The sequence below is a fragment of the Xanthomonas sp. LF07-6 genome, from assembly GCF_034105445.1.
Classification (GTDB): domain Bacteria; phylum Pseudomonadota; class Gammaproteobacteria; order Xanthomonadales; family Xanthomonadaceae; genus Xanthomonas_A; species Xanthomonas_A sontii.
In genome coordinates this window covers 81,479-99,362 of the sequence record NZ_JAXGGI010000015.1, presented here as the reverse complement: position 1 = coordinate 99,362, position 17,884 = coordinate 81,479, and the positions used below count along the sequence as shown (strand labels likewise).

15 protein-coding genes and 2 pseudogenes are annotated in these 17,884 nt (G+C 69.9%); 10 read left to right on the top strand and 7 right to left on the bottom strand.

Annotated elements, in window-relative coordinates; translation table 11 throughout:
* Positions 1–115, top strand: a pseudogene (locus SLW56_RS18235) (IS110 family transposase); the annotation flags it as partial.
* A 42-nt stretch (positions 116–157) separates the two neighbouring features.
* Here SLW56_RS18235 and SLW56_RS18230 read toward each other — a convergent pair.
* On the bottom strand, positions 158–682 hold the full coding sequence (locus SLW56_RS18230; RefSeq protein WP_017907724.1) for a DUF2059 domain-containing protein: 525 nt from the start codon (positions 680–682) through the stop codon (positions 158–160).
* A gap of 164 nt (positions 683–846) precedes the next feature.
* Here SLW56_RS18230 and arfB point away from each other — a divergent pair, with 164 nt between their 5' ends.
* Together arfB and SLW56_RS18220 are read left to right on the top strand one after the other, a co-directional pair.
* The gene (gene arfB / locus SLW56_RS18225) at positions 847–1,278 is read left to right on the top strand and encodes an alternative ribosome rescue aminoacyl-tRNA hydrolase ArfB (RefSeq protein WP_017907723.1); all 432 of its coding nucleotides are present in this window, start codon (positions 847–849) and stop codon (positions 1,276–1,278) included.
* A gap of 51 nt (positions 1,279–1,329) precedes the next feature.
* Positions 1,330–1,884, top strand: coding sequence for a lysophospholipid acyltransferase family protein (locus SLW56_RS18220; RefSeq protein WP_017915508.1), 555 nt, complete (start codon positions 1,330–1,332; stop codon positions 1,882–1,884).
* 752 nt (positions 1,885–2,636) lie between these two features.
* On the opposite strand, the gene SLW56_RS18215 is transcribed toward SLW56_RS18220, so the two are convergent.
* The 3 genes from SLW56_RS18215 to SLW56_RS18205 form a co-directional block, all read right to left on the bottom strand.
* A complete protein-coding gene (locus tag SLW56_RS18215; RefSeq protein ID WP_320695265.1) occupies positions 2,637–5,666 on the bottom strand; it encodes a TonB-dependent receptor in 3,030 nt (1,009 codons plus the stop codon).
* Between the two features lie 123 nt (positions 5,667–5,789).
* The gene (locus tag SLW56_RS18210; RefSeq protein WP_043094103.1) at positions 5,790–6,848 is read right to left on the bottom strand and encodes a FecR domain-containing protein; all 1,059 of its coding nucleotides are present in this window, start codon (positions 6,846–6,848) and stop codon (positions 5,790–5,792) included.
* Positions 6,829–7,401, bottom strand: coding sequence for a sigma-70 family RNA polymerase sigma factor (locus tag SLW56_RS18205; protein ID WP_043094104.1), 573 nt, complete (start codon positions 7,399–7,401; stop codon positions 6,829–6,831). Before SLW56_RS18205 ends, SLW56_RS18210 begins: the two co-directional genes overlap by 20 nt.
* A 157-nt stretch (positions 7,402–7,558) precedes the next feature.
* Here SLW56_RS18205 and SLW56_RS18200 point away from each other — a divergent pair.
* The 6 genes and pseudogenes from SLW56_RS18200 to lepB all read left to right on the top strand — a co-directional run.
* Positions 7,559–8,323, top strand: a pseudogene (locus SLW56_RS18200) (cyanophycinase); the annotation flags it as partial.
* 216 nt (positions 8,324–8,539) lie between these two features.
* Positions 8,540–9,505, top strand: coding sequence for an isoaspartyl peptidase/L-asparaginase (locus SLW56_RS18195; RefSeq protein WP_232757215.1), 966 nt, complete (start codon positions 8,540–8,542; stop codon positions 9,503–9,505).
* 216 nt (positions 9,506–9,721) lie between these two features.
* The gene (gene dcp / locus SLW56_RS18190; protein WP_017908059.1) at positions 9,722–11,881 is read left to right on the top strand and encodes a peptidyl-dipeptidase Dcp; all 2,160 of its coding nucleotides are present in this window, start codon (positions 9,722–9,724) and stop codon (positions 11,879–11,881) included.
* A 100-nt stretch (positions 11,882–11,981) separates the two neighbouring features.
* Positions 11,982–12,491, top strand: coding sequence for a hypothetical protein (locus SLW56_RS18185; RefSeq protein ID WP_295914886.1), 510 nt, complete (start codon positions 11,982–11,984; stop codon positions 12,489–12,491).
* Between the two features lie 144 nt (positions 12,492–12,635).
* On the top strand, positions 12,636–13,028 hold the full coding sequence (locus SLW56_RS18180; RefSeq protein ID WP_295946363.1) for a hypothetical protein: 393 nt from the start codon (positions 12,636–12,638) through the stop codon (positions 13,026–13,028).
* Between the two features lie 134 nt (positions 13,029–13,162).
* Positions 13,163–13,792, top strand: coding sequence for a signal peptidase I (gene lepB / locus SLW56_RS18175; protein ID WP_295843445.1), 630 nt, complete (start codon positions 13,163–13,165; stop codon positions 13,790–13,792).
* Positions 13,793–13,917: 125 nt separating this feature from the next.
* Here the strand turns inward: lepB and SLW56_RS18170 are convergent, their stop codons facing one another.
* The 3 genes from SLW56_RS18170 to SLW56_RS18160 all read right to left on the bottom strand — a co-directional run bounded on the left by SLW56_RS18170 (position 13,918) and on the right by SLW56_RS18160 (position 16,109).
* Positions 13,918–14,271, bottom strand: coding sequence for a VOC family protein (locus tag SLW56_RS18170; RefSeq protein WP_153751637.1), 354 nt, complete (start codon positions 14,269–14,271; stop codon positions 13,918–13,920).
* Between the two features lie 70 nt (positions 14,272–14,341).
* Positions 14,342–15,064 carry a helix-turn-helix domain-containing protein gene (locus SLW56_RS18165; RefSeq protein WP_017908064.1) on the bottom strand — a complete coding sequence of 241 codons (723 nt, stop codon included), beginning with the start codon at positions 15,062–15,064 and terminating at the stop codon, positions 14,342–14,344.
* Positions 15,065–15,140: 76 nt separating this feature from the next.
* Complete coding sequence (locus SLW56_RS18160; protein ID WP_026144209.1) at positions 15,141–16,109, bottom strand: LysR family transcriptional regulator; 969 nt, start codon at positions 16,107–16,109, stop codon at positions 15,141–15,143.
* 108 nt (positions 16,110–16,217) lie between these two features.
* Between SLW56_RS18160 and aceB the strand changes: the two genes are divergently transcribed.
* Complete coding sequence (gene aceB / locus SLW56_RS18155; RefSeq protein WP_320695264.1) at positions 16,218–17,858, top strand: malate synthase A; 1,641 nt, start codon at positions 16,218–16,220, stop codon at positions 17,856–17,858.
* Positions 17,859–17,884 lie beyond the last annotated feature (26 nt).

Genomic DNA, 17,884 nt, shown 5'->3' with positions numbered 1-17,884 from the left:
TGGCAAAACCGGCAAGCAGATCGTGTGTGCCGCCATGCGCAAGCTCCTGCACCTGGCCTACGGGGTTCTCAAATCGGGCACGGCGTTCGATCCGAAAAGGGGCCTTGCCTGCTAGGGGGGAAGACGGTATCTACGACAGCGCAAAATCGATGCCGCGTCACTTGGCCGGCGGCGCGTTGACCGTCTGTTCCAGGTCCTTCTGCAGGTCGGCGAACAGCGGGGTCATCTTCTGCTGGATCGCGCCCATCAGGTTCTGCATCAGTTGCGGGGTCTTGTCGAGCAGGCTCTGGCCGGCCGGGCTCTCGTAGAACTCGGCCATCGCCAGCACGTCCTGCTTGGAGAAGGTCTGCTTGTACAGGTTGACGTAGAGCGGACGCATTTCCTGCCAGGACAGCGCCTTGCGCACGGTGGCCTGGGTGCGCTCCTGGATCTGCTGCAGCTTCTGCTGCTGGGCGGCGTCGAGCGGGTGCTGCGCGGTGAGCTGGGCGAACTGCTGGCGCTGCATCGCCTCGATCTGCGGCAGCATGGTGTCGAGCATGTTCTGCGCGCGCGAGGCCGACAGCAGGCGGTTGACGTCGGCATCGGTGGGCGGTTCGGCCAGCGCCGGGAGCGCGGCCAGGGCCAGCAGCAGGGCCAGCAGCAGGCGCTGCGGCCACTGGAAGAAGCGCGGAATCGGGGGCATGGAGCATCCTGCAGAACGATGACCGGCGGCCAGAATACGGCAATCGCCGCGCCGCCGCCGCCGCGCGTGGGGACGTGCGACCGGCCGGCGTCCGCTCCCTGGCTCGTTCAGGCGGCGCCGACGCGGAAACCGGGCGGTCCGGCGAATACCCTACAATCCGCGCCATGGGTAACGGGGCCATCCACATCTCGAGCAGCCTGACGATTCCGGAGGACGAAATCGTCGAGCGCTTCGTGCGCGCCAGCGGCGCCGGCGGGCAGAACGTCAACAAGGTCGCCACCGCGGTCGAGTTGCGTTTCGACCTGGCCGGCTCGCCGTCGCTGCCGGAGCCGCTGCGTGCGCGCCTGCTGGCGCGGCGCGACCGCCGCATCACCGCCGACGGCGTGCTGGTGATCGATGCGCAGCGCTTCCGTACCCAGGACCGCAACCGCGACGATGCGCGCCAGCGCCTGGCCGAGTTCATCGCCGCCGGGCTGTCGGTGCCGAAGCGGCGCATCGCCACCAAACCCTCGCACGGCGCCAAGCTGCGACGCCTGGACGCCAAGCGCGAGCGCAGCCAGATCAAACGCGGCCGCTCGCCCGGCCGCTGGGAGTGACTTTTGACCGAACGCGATTACCGCCTGCCCGCAGCGCCCCCGAACATGCCGATGGTCAGGCCCAGCCGCTTCATGCGCTGGCTTGGCCGCACCGCCTTGCGGCTGACCGGCTGGCGGGTCGTGGGCGAGTTCCCCAACGTGCCCAAGCTGGTGATGATCGTGGCCCCGCATTCGTCCAACTGGGACGGGTTCCTGGGCTTCGCAGTCAAGTTCGCGGTCGGCTTCGAGGTGCGCGTGCTGGGCAAGACCCAGTTGTTCTGGTGGCCGCTGGGACCGCTGCTGCGCAGGCTCGGCGGCATCCCGCTGGACCGCAACTCGCCACGCGGCGTGGTCGAACAGGCGGTGGCGCTGATCCGCGGCGCCGAACGCATGTGGTACGTGATCACCCCCGAGGGCACGCGCAAGCGTGTGGAGAAGTGGAAGACCGGGTTCTGGAAGATCGCCCACGGCGCGCAGGTACCGATTTTCCCGGTGTACTTCGACTACCCCAGCCGCACCGTCGGCCTCGGCGAGGTGGTGTGGACCGGCGAGGACATGCAGGCGGACATCGCCGCGATCCGCGAATGGTACCGGCCGTGGCGCGGCAAGCACCGCGATACCTTGTGACGGGCAGCGGCGGCTGACGGCGGCGCCATCCGCCGTTTTGCCCCACGGCGCCAACCGATGCCGTAGGAGCAGTGAATGGGTCGGATGTTGTTGTGGGAGGGACTTCAGTCCCGACGCAGCAATGTAACAGGTGGCTTTGGTCTTCACTCGTCGCGGCTGAAGCCGCTCCCACAAGTGCCGCCCCAGGATCGCCGGAAGACTGCACTGTGTGGAGGATCTCAGTCCGACGCAGGAAGGTGCCAAGTGGCTTTGGGCTTCACTCGTCGCGGCTGAAGCCGCTCCCACAAGTGTGGCGCCAGGATCGCCGGAAGATTGCACTGTGTGTGGGATCTCAGTCCGACGCAGGAAGGTGCCGAGTGGCTTTGGGCTTCACTCGTCGCGGCTGAAGCCGCTCCCACAAGTGCGGTGCCAGGATCGCTGGAGGACTGCACTGTGGGAGGGACTCAGTCCGACGCAGGAAAGTGCCAAGTGGCTTTGGGCTTCACTCGTCGCGGCTGAAGCCGCTCCCACAAGTGCGGCGCCAGGATCGCCGGAAGACCGCACTGTGTGAGGGACTCAGTCCGACGCAGGAAGGTGCCGGGTGGCTTTGGGCTTCACTCGTCGCGGCTGAAGCCGCTCCCACAAATGCGGTGCCAGGATCGCTGGAGGACTGCACTGTGGGAGGGACTTCAGTCCCGACGACGGACGGTGTCAGCCGACCTTCCGCTCGTCGCGGCTGACGCCGCTCCCACATGCAGGCCTTGACCCCCGCGCTACAGCGCGCTGCCGCCGAACTTCTGCGTGTACTGCAGGTACACGCTGCGGCCCACGGTGTCGAACCAGGACACGTCGTAGTACGGGTACGACGTATAGGTGCGGTCGTGCGGCGGCATCTTGTCGAACAGGTTGGTCACCGTCAGCGACAACTGCGCGTGGTCGGTGAAGCGGTACTGCAGCGAGGCGTTGTAGCGGTAGGTGGCGCCGATCCACGGGCTGTCGCCGCTCTCCGGGTCGTAGACCTGGTCGTAGGAATCGGAGGTCGGCAGGCGGCCCAGGCGTTCGCCGTGCAGCGTCGCGGTCCAGGCGTTGCGCTCCCAGGACACGCTGGCGCTGGCCTTGGTGCGCGGGATGTCGTAGCCGCTGTTGACCGCGAACTCGTCCACCATCGCTTCGCCGGCGTACACCTGGATGTCGTGGCGGCGCACCCAGGTGTAGTTGCCGCTCAGGCGGAAGGTGCCGATGCCGGTGTCGAGGCGGTACTGCGCGCTGAGGTCGATGCCGTTGGTGCGTTCGCGGGCGATGTTGATCGGGTTGACGTAGACCCCGTACAGGCGGCCGTCGGCGCTGCGGGTGACCCGTGCCAGCGCCTGCTGGCAGGTGGTGGAGGTGGCCTGCAGCACGCCGAGGCGGCAGTCGGCCTCGTCGCGCAGCACCTGGTCCACGCGCAGGTCCTGCACCTGGTCGCGCATGTCGATGTTGAAGTAGTCCACCGACAGGTCCAGGTCGGCCATCGGCGACCACACCAGGCCGGCGGTCCACGAGGTGCTGTTCTCCGGGTTCAGCGCGCGGTTGCCGCTGCGGCCGCGGATCACCGCCTCTTCGTTGTAGCTGCAGTCCTGGATCGCCACGCCCGGTTCCTCGCTGGCGCAGCGGTAGTAGTCCACGCCGGTGGTCTCGTCATTGCCGGGGCCGGCATACACGTAGTGCAGGTCGGGGGCGCGGAACGCGGTGCCGTAGGAGGCGCGCACCAGCAGCGTGGCCACCGGCCGCCACTCCAGCCCGCCGCTGTAGGTGAACTTGCCCAGCGAGCGCCCGGCGAAGCGGTACTGGTCGTAGCGCCCGGCCAGGCTCAGCGACACCGTCGACAGCACCGGCAGGCGCAGCTCGCTGGCCAGCGCCCAGCGGTTGCGGCTGCCGTGGCCGTCGGAGTCCTTCCAGCTGTAGTAGTAGTACTGCGTGGCCAGCGGATCCGGGCGCAGGTTGTAGGACTGGTTGCCGAATTCGGCGGTCGCCGCCATGCCGGCATCGCCGCCGGGCAGCGAGAACAGCGCGGTGTTGGTGGCGGTGAAGGCGAGGGTGTCGGTGCGCGAGCGCGGCTGGTACACCGTGCGCTGGGCGATGCTGTCGTACTCGGCACGGCTCAGCGGCGTGTACAGTCGCTGCGGGTCGGCGTTGAAGATCGGCAGCCCCGAGTCTTCGTCCACGCCCAGCTGCGGGCCGAGGAACAGCGCATTGGCGCGCGCGGCGACGATCTGCGGCCAACTGATCGTGGCCTGGTACTGCGAGTGGCTGAGGCTGGTCTCGTAGTCCCAGTCCGCGCCGAGGTGGCCCTTGAAGCCGGTGGTGACGCTGAAGGTCTTCTGCCGGGTGCGAATGGTGCCGGCGTTGAGGCCGCCCATTTCTTCCGGGCTGAACTGGCGCCCCCAGGCTTCCACCTGGTCGGTGGCCTGGTTGTAGAAATAGCCTTCCTCGTTGCCGTCCGGGGCCATGTAGCCCCACTGGGTCACGTCGCGGAACAGCGACAGCTCGTGGTAGCCCACCTGCACGTCGGCGAACCACTCGCTGCCGTTGTCGAAGGCGTAGCGCAGCGAGGCGTAGCCGTTGAGGCCGCGGCGCTTGTTGGTGATGGTGCCGTAGCCGATCGAGGCACTGCTGCCGCAGAACGCGCCGTAGCCGGGGCGGGTGGCGTAGCCGGTGCTGCCGCCGTTGAGGCCGGACACCGCCGCGCAGGTGTCCGCGCCCGGGTCCAGGTAGTCGTCGTTGCCGTCGGTGCGCAGGAAGGTGCGGCGCGGCACCTGCGAACGTGCGGTGGGGCCGTCCAGGGTGCTGTCCTGGCGGCTGCGCTCGTAGGCCCACAGCGGCGTTTGCGAGACCAGTTCGGCGCCGAACACCGCGTCGAAATTGCCGCGCGACCAACCGCTGCTGAGGCTGAGGTTGAAGCTCTCGCCGCCGCCGCGGGTGGTGTCGCCGAAACGGTAGTCCAGCGTGGTGCCGTCGGCGTGCTTTTTGAGGATGAAGTTGACCACGCCGGAGATCGCGTCCGAGCCGTAGATCGCCGAGGCGCTGCCGGTCAGGATCTCGATGCGGTCGATCATGCCCAGCGGGATGTTGGAGATGTCGGTGAAGTTGCTGCGGCCCTTGAACGGCATCGGGAAGTCGGCGATGCGGCGGCCGTTGACCAGCACCAGGGTGTGGTTGGGGCCGAGCCCGCGCAGGTCCACCTGCTGCGCGCCGGGGGAGAAGTCCGCGCCGCTGGCCGACTGCGGGCTCTGCGTCTCGCCGCCGTTCTGGGTCATCGCGCGCAGCACGTCCGGCACCGAGGTGAAGCCGTTGGCCTTGATCTGCTCGGCGCTGATCACGCTGATCGGCGCGGGGCCTTCCACCTGCGTGCGCGGGATGCGCGAGCCGGTCACGCGCAGGGTGTCCAGTTGCGCCACCGGCGCCTCGGCCGCCGCAGCCGGCGCGGTGGCACGGACCGGCTGCGCGCGGGCCGGGGCCGGCTCCTGGCGCCGCACCAGCCAGGCGCCGGAGGGGTCGCGCTGGGCGACGAAGCCGCTGCCGCGCAGCACCTGCTGCAGCGCCTGTGCGGTGTCCAGTTGGCCGTGCGCGCCGCCGCTGCGGGCCTGGCCCAGTTGGTCGGCACGGTAAATCAGTTGCGCGCCGGATTGCCGCGCCAGGGTGTCCAGCGCCGCGCGCAGCGGGCCGGCGGGGACGTCCACCGTGCCGGTGGCGGCAACGGCAGCGGGTTGCGCCTGCGCCGCACAGGCGCTCGCACAGGCCATGCTCAGCAGCAGGGCACGCATCGGATACCGCATCGAGTTTTCTCCCCAAACGGGCGCGGAGCGCGCCTCAGTAGCTCCAGACGAACGAGACCGACAAATCCCCCCGCCGCCGCGCCCGCCCGGCGCGGCGCGGCGCGGGACGGCTTACCGGCTGTGCAACAACACCGTGTCGCCGTGGCGCTCGGCGCGGATCGGGAACCCCTGTTCGAGCAGGCGCACGAAGGCGTCGACGTTGGACCAGCGCACGTTGCCGCCGACCCGCAGCGCCGCGGCACCGGCATCGGCGACCTGCAGCTTGACCGTGTTGTAGCGGTTGAACTCGGCCACCGCCGCCTGCAGCGGGGTGTCGTCGAAACTCAGGTAGCCGCTGCGCCAGTCCAGCGCGCGCTCGGCCTCGGCCAGCGCGACCCGGCGTACCAGCACCCCGTGCGGCCCGGCCTGGGCGATGCTGCCGGCATGCAGCAGCAGCGGCGGCGCCTGCGGCGCGCCCGCCGATTCCAGCCGCACCGTGCCTTCGGTGACCACCACGCGCAGCGCATCGGCCTCGCGGCGCACCGCGAAGCGCGTGCCCACCGCCACCACCCGGCGCGCGCCGCTGTCGACCACGAAGGGCCGGCCCGGGTCCTTGCTCACCGCGAAGAACGCCTCGCCGCGCTGCAGGTCGATGCGCCGCTGCGCGCGCGACAGCGCCACCGCGATGCGGCTGTCGCTGCTCAGCGTGGCCTGCGAGCCGTCGGCCAGGGCCACCGGGCGCAGCTGGCCGGTGACGCTGGCATAGGCGGTCGGCACCGGTTCGACGGCATGCCGCCAGACCAGGGACAGCACCGCGGCACCGAGCAGCGCGGCCGCCAGCGCTGCCGGCCAGCGCCGTCGCCGCGGCGCACGCGGACGCGGGGCGAAGCGCAGGCCACGCAGGTCCGGCGCGGCGGTGGCGGCCGTGGCGGCCGGCGCCAGCGTGCTGCGGCCGCCCAGGCCCTGCCAGCGGCCGCGTTCGGGCACCTGCCCATCGCGCTGGCCGGCGCCGAGTGCCTGCAGGCGCCCACTCTCCTGCCAGGCGGCCTGCAGGCGCAGGAACGCCACCCGGTGCGCGGTGGCCGCGGCCAGCCAGGCATCCAGGCGCGCCTGCCGTGCGTCGGACCAGTCGTCGCGGTCGCGCCGCGCCAGCCAGGCCGCCGCACGCGCCTCAATCCACCTGCTGTCCATCGCGTGCCCGCGCCTGCATCGGCTTCGCCGGCGCCGCCGCGCCGTCGTCGCCATGGAAATGATCGGCCAGCAGGCGCATGCCCCGGGCCACGTGCTTCTCCACGCTCTTCTCGCTGATTCCCAGGCGCACGGCCACCTCCTTCTGCGGCAGTTCCTCGACCCGCCGCAGCCAGACCACGCTGCGGCAGCGGTCCGGCAACCGGTCGAAGGCCGCCGCCAGCCGGCCCAGCACCTGCCGTCCGCCGCACCAGCGTTCCGGCGACAGCTCGTCTATCAGGACGTGCATCGACTCCAGATCCCCCACTGCCTCGATCGACACCACCCGGTTGCGGCGCAACCGGTCGGTCATCAGGTGCCGCGCGGTGGCGAACAGGAACGACTTGGGCAGGCTCGGCCGGGCCTTGCCGGCGGCCTCGTAGACGCGCACGTAAATCTCCTGGCGCAGGTCGTGCCACTCCTCGCGATGCGGCCAGCAGCGCCGCAGGTAGCCGCTGAGCGCCTGCTCGTGGACGAGGATTTCTTGGACGAACCAATCGTCGAGGGAAGCGGACATGGATCCCACATTAGCCGATCGCCGGTGCGTGCGGGCAAGTGCCGCGCGCGCCGACGTGGGAGGGTGACGGCGGCGGGGGGAAACCGTGCCGCCGTTCGTCCCCTCTCAGCAACGAGCCGCACGCTCGCCTGCCCGCCCCGTTCCCGAGGAGATCCGCATGACCCGTTCCGTCGGCATGTTCCGGCCCTGGATGTCGCTGCTGCTGGGCCTGTGCCTGGCCACGCCCGCCGTCGCGCGCGATTACCGCCAGTACCTGGTCGGCGATCCGGCCGCGCCCACACCCGGCCCGGTGTCGCCCGGCCTGCTGCTGATGGGGGGCGGCGACCGCAACTACGACGCGCTGCGCTGGTTCATGGCCAAGGCCGGGCACGGCCACGTGGTGGTGCTGCGCGCCTCGCAGGCCAACGAGGTGGGCGAGGAGTTCTACCGCAAGGTCGGCGGCGTGGCCTCGGTCGAGACGTTCGTGTTCAGCGGCCGCGGCGCCTCCAGCGATCCGGCGCTGCTGCGCGCGCTGGCCCGCGCCGACGGCATCTTCATCGCCGGCGGCGACCAGTCGCGCTACGTGCGCTACTGGAAGAACACCCCGGTGGCCGACGCGCTGGATGCGCACGTGCGCGCCGGCAAGCCGCTGGGCGGCACCAGCGCCGGCCTGGCGATGCTGGGCGAGTACCTGTACGGCTCGATGGACGGCGGCAGCATCACCAGCCCGGCGGCGCTGGCCGATCCGCTGGGGCCGGCGGTCACCATCGAGACCGACTTCCTGCACCTGGATCTGCTCAAGCGGGTCATCACCGATACCCACTTCCGCGAGCGCGACCGCCTCGGTCGCCTGTTCGCGTTCCGCGCCAAGGCCGCCACGCTGGCGCCCAAGGGGGAACCGCTGATCGGCCTGGGCGTGGACGAGAGCGCCGCGCTGGCGGTGGAGGGCGACGGTACCGCGCGCGTCTATGCCACCGATCCGCAGGCCGTGGCCACCGTGGTCGCCGGGCCGCTGCAACCGCCCACCCCGGCCGGGCAGCCGCTGCAGGCCGCCCGCATCGAGACCGTCGGGGTCGGCCCCGGTTCCACCCTGCACCTGCCCGACGGCCGCGTCGAGGCACCGATCTTCCACCGCTACTACGCGGTGCAGGACGGGCGCATGCGCGAGATTCCCGCCACCACCCTGGTGATCCATGGCGGCGCCGGCGTCGAGCGCGCCAGCAGCAGCCCGGCCGACCTGGCCGAGGCGCGCGCGGCCATGGAGAAGGCGCTGCGTACCGGGCAGGCGCTGCTGGCGCAGGGCAAGCCGGCGGTGGATGCGGTCGCCGCGGCGATCACCGTGCTGGAGGACTCGCCACAGTTCAACGCCGGCAAGGGCGCGGTGTTCACCCACGACGGCCGCAACGAACTGGACGCGGCGATCATGGACGGCCGCACCGGCAAGGCCGGCGCGGTGGCCGGCGTGCACCGGGTCAAGAACCCGATCGAACTGGCGCGCGCGGTGATGGACCAGTCCGAGCACGTGATGCTGGTCGGCGATGGCGCCGAGGTCTTCGCAAAGCAGCACGGGATCGCGCTGGTCGCGCCGTCCTACTTCCGCACCGAGAAGCGCTGGCAGCAACTGCAGCAGGCGCTGAAGGAAGAAGCCAACAAGCAGGCGCACGCCGATCTGGAGACCGCCAAGCACTTCGGCACGGTCGGTGCGCTGGCGCTGGACCTGCAGGGCAACCTGGCCGCCGGCACCTCCACCGGCGGCATGACCAACAAGCGCTACGGCCGCGTCGGCGATTCGCCGATCATCGGCGCCGGCACCTTCGCCGACAGCCGCTGCGCGGTGTCCGGCACCGGCTGGGGCGAGTTCTACATCCGCGCGGTGGCCGCCTACGACATCTGCGCGCGGGTGAAGTACGCCGGACAGAGCCTGGCCCAGGCCGCCGACGCGGTGATCGACCAGCAGATCCCCAAGGCCGGCGGCGACGGCGGTGCGATCGCGCTGGGCGCCGACGGCAGCGTGGCCTTCCCGTTCAACACCGAGGGCATGTACCGCGGCTGGATCGGCGCCGACGGCGTGCCGCACGTGGCCATCTTCAAGGACGAGGCGTTGCCGCTGCCCGGCGGGCAGTGAGCCTCGCGCGCCGGCGCTCCCTGCGGGGCGCCGGCCGTGCAACGCGTCGCGTGGCCGGCACCGTGAGTAGGGCGCTGGCGCCATGCCTGCGCCCGGCCATCTGTACGCCGGCTGGCTGCCGCGCCGGGCCGAGCCAATGGCACATGCCGCTGCCATGCAAACCCGGTAACGTGGGCGGCTGTCTTGGCCCCAAGGTCCTCCCAGGAGTTCCACCTCATGTCGCGTAACGTCGTTCTGGCCGCCGCCATCAGCCTGGCGCTGGCTGCCTGTTCCGGTAAGGAGTCCACCCCCGTGCCCGCCGCCCCCGCTGCTCCGGCCGCCGCGCAGCCCGCCGCCGCCGCCAACCCGCTGCTGACCCCCAGCACGCTGCCGTTCCAGGCGCCGCCGTTCGACAAGATCAAGGACAGCGACTACCTGCCGGCCTTCGAAGAGGGCATGAAGCAGCACCTGGCCGAGATCCGCAAGATCGCCGACAACCCGGAACCGGCCACCTTCGCCAACACCCTGGAAGCGATGGAGCGCAGCGGCGAGACCCTGACCCGCGTGTCGCGCATCTTCTTCGGCCTGGTCCAGGCCGACACCAACGATGCCCGCCAGAAGATCCAGGAAGAGATCGCGCCCAAGCTGGCCGCGCACCAGGACGAGATCAGCCTGGACCCGAAGCTGTTCGCGCGCATCAAGAGCCTGTACGACCAGCGCGACACGCTGACCCTCGACCCGGAGCAGAAGCGCCTGGTCGAGTACGAATACCAGGAGTTCGTGCGCGCCGGCGCGCAGCTGTCCGACGCCGACAAGGCCACCCTGCGCAAGCTCAACGTCGAAGAGACCACCCTGGCCACGCAGTTCCACACCAAGCTGGTCGCGGCCACCGCCGCCGGTGCGGTGGTGGTGGACGACAAGGCCAAGCTCGACGGCCTGTCCGACGGCGACATCGCTTCGGCCGCGCAGGACGCCACCGCGCGCAAGCTCGACGGCAAGTACCTGCTGGCCCTGCAGAACACCACCCAGCAGCCGGTGCTGGCCTCGCTGAAGGACCGCGACCTGCGCCAGCAGGTGATGGCCGCCTCGCAGTCGCGCGCCGAGAAGGGCGATGCCAACGACACCCGCCAGACCGTGCAGCGCCTGGCGCAGCTGCGCGCGCAGAAGGCCAAGCTGCTCGGCTTCGACAGCTACGCCGCCTACAGCCTCAGCGACCAGATGGCCAAGACCCCGGCCGCGGCGCTGAAGCTGCTCACCGACACCGTGCCCGCCGCCACCGCCAAGGCGCGCAGCGAAGCGGCCGAGATGCAGAAGGTGATCGACGCGCAGAAGGGCGGCTTCAAGCTCACCGCCGCCGATTGGGACTTCTACGCCGAGCAGGTGCGCAAGGCCAAGTACGACCTCGACGAAGCGCAGATCAAGCCGTACTTCGAACTGGACAACGTGCTGCAGAACGGCGTCTTCTACGCCGCCAACCAGCTGTACGGCCTCACCTTCAAGGAACGCACCGACATCCCCACCTACCACGACGGGATGAAGGTCTATGAAGTGTTCGACAAGGACGGCAAGTCGCTGGCGCTGTTCTACACCGACTACTTCAAGCGCGACAGCAAGTCCGGCGGCGCCTGGATGGACGAGTTCGTCGGCCAGAACGGCCTGACCGGCACCAAGCCGGTGGTCTACAACGTCTGCAACTTCACCAAGCCCGCTCCCGGCCAGCCGGCGCTGCTGAGCTTCGACGACGTCACCACCATGTTCCACGAGTTCGGCCATGCGCTGCACGGCATGTTCTCCAACGTGAAGTATCCGACCCTGGCCGGCACCGCCACCTCGCGCGACTTCGTCGAGTTCCCCTCGCAGTTCAACGAGCACTGGGCGTCGGATCCGAAGGTGTTCGCGCACTACGCCAAGCACTACCAGACCGGCGAAGCGATGCCGGCCGACCTGGTGGAGAAGATCAAGAAGTCGCGCACCTTCAACCAGGGCTACGCCACCACCGAGTACCTGTCGGCGGCGCTGCTCGACCTGTCCTGGCACACCCTGCCGGCCGACGCGCCGCTGCAGGACGTGGACAAGTACGAGGCCGACTCGCTGAAGAAGTACAAGGTGGACCTGCCGGAAGTGCCGCCGCGCTACCGCACCACCTATTTCGACCACATCTGGGGCGGCGGCTACTCGGCCGGCTACTACGCCTACTTCTGGTCGGAAGTGCTCGACGACGACGCGTTCCAGTGGTTCAAGGAACACGGCGGCCTGACCCGCGCCAACGGCGACATCTTCCGCGCCAAGATCCTCTCGCGCGGCAACACCGTCGACCTGGCCACCCTGTACCGCGACTTCCGCGGCAAGGACCCCAGCGTCGAGCCGCTGCTGGAAAACCGCGGTCTGAAGAACTGATCGGCGCTGCGCCGATCTGGTGTGTGGAGAACGGGATGGCCTTGCGGCCATCCCGTTTTTTGTTGGAGTGTCCGGATACTCCATCCACAAGGAGATGGTCATGAAGGGACGCTGGATTGTCGGTATGGCGCTGCTGGGCGCCTGTTTTGCGGCGTCTGCCGCAGGGCGGTTGGAGATCCGGCTGGAACACGCGCAAGCAGGCAGCAAGCGCGCGGGCGCAGCGGTCATCACGATCACCCTGGTCAATGCGGGCGATCAGCCGATCGCGGTGCCGGATGCCGATATCCCCGAGGTGAACCGCGACGGGCGACTGCAAGCGAATGTGTTACGAGTGCTGCAGGAGGACGGAAGCGCTGTGGCCTACCGCGGCATCTACGTGAGCCAGCTGCCGGGTTCGAGGCCCGACGTGATCCTGGGTCCGGGCGAGTCGAAATCCGCGGCGGTGGATCTGTCCCGGAACTACCGGGTCGTGCCTGGACGCCGCTACCTGGTGGCTGTGCAGCCGTTGTTGCGATACCGCGAACTTCCGGCGACCACCGCCGCGAATGTTTCCGGTCAGGTGGGTTCCCTCAAGGCCGCTACGTCCAACCGCATCGAGGTCATGCCGTAGGCATCGGCCGACGGCGTAACCGCCGTTCTTTTGCTCGCACGCTGACGCGCGCTGCGGCCGGGAAAGGGCGCCCTGGTAACGTGTCTCGACAGGGCGGCATGATCGCTGCTGATTTATCCATCTGATGCATGGGAGTATCGAAGCATGATGTTTGCCATGGCGCTCCTGGTGGGCGCGGCGACGGGGCCGGCGCATTTCAGCGCATCGCGGCCGCAAAGCTTCTCCAACGTCTGTCGCATCGAGGAAGAGGGGGAGTTGCTGGGGACGACGCTATGGATCCTGCCTGCCGTCGATGGCACTCGGCTGTTGATCCAGCGCTACGAGGGCGGGGCTTTGACGCCGGCCTTGTTGTCGACGCGCGTCGAAGACGGAAAGCTCGTGGTGTACTCCGACCGGAACGAACCGCTTTACGCGGTGCGTCGCGACGGTAAAGGCGCGCGGATCACCTATCTCGATGGCGAGCAAGGGAGTGATGGCGGAAACGAGGAACGTCTGCCTCCGGTCGTCAAAGTGGGCGAGTTTCCGGACTGCAAGTAGTTGCCGTCTGCATGGTGTCGGCAGGCGTCTGTGCCGGGCGGCGCCATGCCTTTCGTCACTGGCCCTCCGAGCCGCCAAGCGCGCACTGTCGCGATGGCACGACCCGTGCCACCCTCGCTCATCCCAGGTGCCCCATGACCCACGCCGATCCGCATGCCACCCGCCTGCAGCGCGCCGCGCGCTGGAGCCGCAAGGAACTGCTGCCGATGGTGGTGATGCTGTTGCTGCTCACCGCCGCGCGGTCGTCCTTCGCCAATCACTATGTGGTGCCCTCCGGTTCGATGCAGCCGACCCTGCAGCCCGGCGATCGCGTCGCCGTGGACATGAGCGCTTACGGGCTGCGCGTGCCGTTCACCGAATACCGCGTGTTCGAACGCGGCCGGCCGCAGCGCGGCGATGTGGCGGTGTTCGACTCGCCGCACGACGGCACCCGGCTGATCAAGCGCGTGGTGGCGGTGGCGGGCGATCGCGTCGACGTGCGCGATGGCCATCTCGCCATCAACGGCCAGCCGCTGCAGGTGGGCGCGGCGGGCGATGCGGAGCGCTTCGGCGCGCGCATCGCGCGGCTGGATCTGGACGCGGGTGGCGGCCCGGATCTGCACGACGTGCGGGTGCCGCCCGGCAAACTGCTGGTCATGGGCGATCATCGCGGCGACAGTTTCGATGGCCGCTATTTCGGCTTCGTCGATGCCGACAGCGTCTACGGCAAGGCGCTGGCAGTGTTCTACCGCCGCGGCGAGGGATTCGAGTGGGCGCGGCTGTAGGGCACCGCGCGCAATGACGCGACCTGATCCGTAGGAACGGTTTCAGTCGCGACAGGCGTTACCGGGAGTGCCCGTCACGACTGAAGCCGCTCCTGCGGAGGCAACCTGCTGGTGCCGCGGTGCCGTCAGAAGCCCTCGCACCACACCGCCAGCTCGTAGCCGTCGCGGTCGGCGAAGTGGAAGCGGCGCCCGCCTGGGAAGTCGAACACCGGGCGCACGATGCGGCCCCCGGCGGCTTCGATGCGCGCCTGGGTGGCGGCCAGGTCGTTGGAGTACAGCACCACCAGGGCGCCGCCGGGTTGCGGCGTGCCGTGGAAGAAGCCGCCGCTCAGGCGGCCGTCGCGGAATTCACAGTAGTCCGGGCCGTAGTCCTGGAAGGTCCAGTCGAAGGCCTGGCCGTAGAAGGCCTTGGCCGCGGCGATCGAGGCGACGGCGAATTCCAGATAGTCGATGCGGTGATGCTGTTCGGCGCGGGACATGGGCGGTTCCTTTGGACGGGGCGCCAGTATCGACCACCGTGCGGCCGCCGGCTTGGCGAAAACGGCCAGCTCAGCGCGCGTGCCGCTGCACCAGGTCGCGCGGGCGCAGGCCGGTCAGTTGCCGGCTGTCGCGCACCAGGTGCGGTGCGTCGCCGTAGCCGGCCTCGAGGGCGGCCGCGGTCAGGCTGGGATGCTGGCGGACCAGGCCCAGGAAGCGTTGCAGGCGCAGGATGCGCTCCAGGGTCTTGGCGCCGTAGCCGAACGCGTCGTGGCTGCGTCGCCGCAAGGTGCGTTCGCTGACGCCCAGCGCATGGGTCAGCGAGTCCAGCCGCGGCGGTGCGTCGCCGGCGAGTTGTGCGAACAGCCAGGCCATCGCGGAGTCGCGGTGCAGCGGCCGGCTCGCGCACAGCGTGTGCAAAGCCGTCAGCGGATCGGCGGTGTCTTCCATCCGTGCCTGCCAGTCGCGGCCGCGGACGCCCCATAGCGCCTCCAGCGGCACACGCTGGTCTGCAATGGCGTGTAGCGGCACGCCGAGCAGGCTGGCGCCGGCACCGGCGGCCAGGCGCACGCCGGTGAGCACGCTGCCTGGCGCCAATCTGGCATCGGTGGCGCGGCGGTCCGGCCCGGCGACGAACAGGGCGCGGCCGTCCCAGATCAGGTCGACGCAGCCATCCGGCAGCACCTGCGTCGCGGCGGTCTCGGCTTCGCCCTGGCGGAATCGCCAACTGCAGCGCAGGCGGTCGCGCAGCGCCGGGGGTGCGTCGGCTTCGGCGTAGCGGGAGGGCAGGGACACGGGCGGTCGGTGTGCAGCGGGCGTGCCGCCACGGTAGCAGAGCCCAAGCGCGCCGCTGACGCGCGGCCGTGCGCGGCTACCGCTCCGACGGCCCGCTCTCGTCGTAGCCGCGCGGGGTGAACAGGTCCGGCTGGATCAGCTCGATGAAGGCGCGCGCCTGCGGCGACAGGTACTTGCCCTTGCGCACCACCACGCCGTAACTGCGCGCAGGGAAGTAATCGCCCAGCGCGCGGGTGGCCAGGCGCGCGCGGTCGGCGTCGGTGAGGCAGATCGAACTGACGATGGACACGCCCATGCCCATCGCCACGTACTGCTTGATCACTTCCCAACCGCCGACTTCCAGCGCCACGGTGTAGGGCACGCGCGCCTGCTGGAACACCAGGTCGACCAGGCGGTAGGTGACCTGGCGCCGCGGCGGCAGGATCAGCGGGTACGGCGACAGGTCCTCCAGGGTCAGCTTCGGCTTGCGCGCCAGCGGATGGTCGTGCGGGGCGATCAGCAACTGTTCGAACCGGTACACCGGGGCGTAGCTGAGGTCGGCGGGGACATCGAGCATGGAGCCGACCGCCAGGTCCACCGCGTCCTCGCGCAGCAGGTCGGTGCCGTCGGCGCTGATCGCGTTGTGCAGGGTCAGCCGCACCTGCGGGTGGCGTGCACGGAAGGCCTCCACGATCTTCGGCAGCAGGTAGAGGATGGTGGAGCTGTTGGCGGCGACATTGAGCTCGCCGGCGTCCAGTCCGCGCGCCTTCTCGCGGAAATCCGCCTCCAGCCGGTCCAGGCTCTCCACCAGCGGCTGCGCCATCTCGTACAGCAACTGGCCCTCGCGGCTGGGCACCAGGCGCCGGCCGCTGCGCTCGAACAGCACCACGCCCAGTTCGCGTTCCAGCGCCTGCAATTGCAGGGTCACCGCCGGCTGGCTGACGAACAAGGCCTCCGCGGCCCGCGACACCGCCCCCAGGCGCACCGTCTGGCAGAACGCGCGCAACGGCTTGAGCCGGTCGGATTTGTAAGGAAATCGGGGGGTTGCAGCGCTTCCCGTGGCCATGATGTGACAGATATAAGGCTTACTTATATAAAGCATTGACAAAACTGCTTTGTCAAATACATGGCCTGGAAGCAGGGTGGAGCCCCGGAAACATCGAGGAATCCCCACATGTCCGCCCCCGCTTTCGCTGTCGCTCCAGACCCCACGCGTTCAACGCCGGGGATCGCCCTGACCACCTCGCTGGCCGGCCAGGACGCCTTGCTGCCGCCGCCGCTGCTGGCCCTGCTGGTGTCGCTGCACCGGTCGATCGAGCCGGAGCGGCAGGCGCGGCTGGCCGCGCGGCGCGAGCGCCAGGCGTTCTTCGACGCCGGCGGCCTGCCGGACTTTCGCGACGACACCCGCGCGATCCGCGACGGCGACTGGCAGGTGGCGCCGCTGCCCGAGGCGCTGCAGGACCGCCGGGTCGAGATCACCGGCCCGACCGATCCGAAGATGGTCATCAACGCGCTGAACTCCGGCGCCAAGGTGTACATGGCGGACTTCGAGGATTCGACCGCGCCGACCTGGCGCAACCTGGTCGCCGGCCAGCGCGCGCTGGCCGAGGCGGTGGCCGGGACCCTGACCTTCACCGCGCCGGCCGCGCGCGACGGCAGCCCGGGCAAGCGCTATACGTTGCGGCCCTACGAGGAGCAGGCGGTGCTGATCGTGCGCCCGCGCGGCTGGCACCTGGACGAGAAGCACGTGCTGGTCGATGGCCAGCCCCTGGCCGGCGGCCTGTTCGATGCGGCGCTGTTCGCCTTCCACAACGGTCGCGCGCTGCAGGCCAAGGACCGCGGTCCGTATCTGTACCTGCCCAAGCTGCAGTCGATGGAGGAAGCGGCGCTGTGGGAGACCGCGCTGGCCCACATCGAGGACATGCTCGGCCTGCCGCAGGGCCAGATCAAGGTCACCGTGCTGATCGAGACGCTGCCGGCGGTGTTCGAGATGGACGAGATCCTGCATGCGCTGCGCGGACGCATCGTCGGCCTGAACTGCGGCCGCTGGGACTACATCTTTTCCTACCTGAAGACCTTCCGCCGGCATCCGGACCGGGTGCTGCCCGAGCGCGGCCAGGTGACCATGACCCAGCCGTTCCTGAAGGCCTACTCGGAACTGCTGATCCGCACCTGCCACCGCCGTGGCGCGCATGCGATGGGCGGCATGGCCGCGCAGATCCCGATCGGCCACGACGAGGCGGCCAACGAGCAGGCGATGGCGCGGGTGCGCGCGGACAAGCTGCGCGAGGTCACCGCCGGCCACGACGGCACCTGGGTGGCGCACCCGGCGCTGATCCCGATCGCCCGCGCCGTGTTCGACGAGCACATGCGCACGCCGAACCAGCACGCGGTGCGCCGCGAGGACGTGCAGGCCGACCGCGACACGCTGATCGCCCCGTCCACCGGCACCATCACCCGCGCCGGCTTCGAGGGCAACATCGAAGTGTGCGTGCGCTACCTGGCGGCGTGGCTGGACGGCAACGGCTGCGTGCCGATCCACCACCTGATGGAAGACGCCGCCACCGCCGAGATCAGCCGCAGCCAGCTGTGGCAGTGGCTGCACGTGGGCGGCCTGCACCTGGACGACGGCACCGCCATCGACTTCGCCCTGTTCGACGCCTGCCTGCGGCAGTTGCCGGCGCGGCTGGGCGAGCGCGCGCTGCTGCCGGGCGGGGCGCGCGTGGACGAGGCCATCGCGCTGCTCGACCGCCTGACGCGCGACGAGGCGTTGGCCGACTTCCTCACCTTGCCGGCCTATCAGTTGATTGATTGAAGCCGGGAGTGGGGAGTCGGGAATGG